The organism is Streptomyces sp. NPDC127092, assembly GCF_042722475.1.
GTDB lineage: Bacteria > Actinomycetota > Actinomycetes > Streptomycetales > Streptomycetaceae > Streptomyces.
This window is the reverse complement of the sequence record NZ_JBHXFE010000144.1, coordinates 1,537-2,141: the sequence shown is the minus strand read 5'-3', so window position 1 is coordinate 2,141 and position 605 is coordinate 1,537. Positions and strand designations below refer to the sequence as shown.

Genomic DNA, 605 nt, shown 5'->3' with positions numbered 1-605 from the left:
GAGCTGGGCGTGACCGCGAGCACCGCGGACTCGGAAGCCGTGGCGGAGGCGGACGTCGTGGTGACGTGCACGGCCGCGACGGCCCCGCTGTTCGACGGGACGCTCGTGCCGGAGCACGCGACGGTCGTGGCGATGGGCTCGCACACCACGGACGCCCGCGAGACCGACGACGCCCTGGCCCGCCGCGCGACCGTGGCGGTGGAGTCGCGGGACTCGGCCGCCCGCGAGGCCGGCGACGTCACCCTCGCGATCGACTCCGGCGCCCTCGCCGGGATCGAGGACACGGTGACGCTGGCCGAGCTCGTGGCCGGGACCGCGCGTCGTCGGGAGGGCGCGCCCGCCCTGTTCGTCACCACCGGCATGCCCTGGCAGGACCTGGTGGTGGCGAGCGCGGTGGCGCGGGAGGTGCTGGGCTGAGCCGGGGCGGCCGGGTCCAGCTGGCGGACCGAGGGCGTGTCCCGGCGACTGACGGCGAGGAGGACGAGGGCGCCGGCGAGCCCGACCAGATTTCTCGCCACGAGCGGGGCGCGGCCGGCCTCCGCGGTGTCAGCCCAGTCGAGCACGCCCCGTCTGGATAGAGTGACTCGCGCCACCCTCTTCACTTC

General features: G+C 76.0%; 1 pseudogene. It reads left to right on the top strand.

The window, feature by feature from the left end:
- Positions 1 to 417 (top strand): annotated as a pseudogene (locus ACFWJO_RS38090) (ornithine cyclodeaminase family protein); the annotation flags it as partial.
- Between the last annotated feature and the right edge of the window lie 188 nt (positions 418 to 605).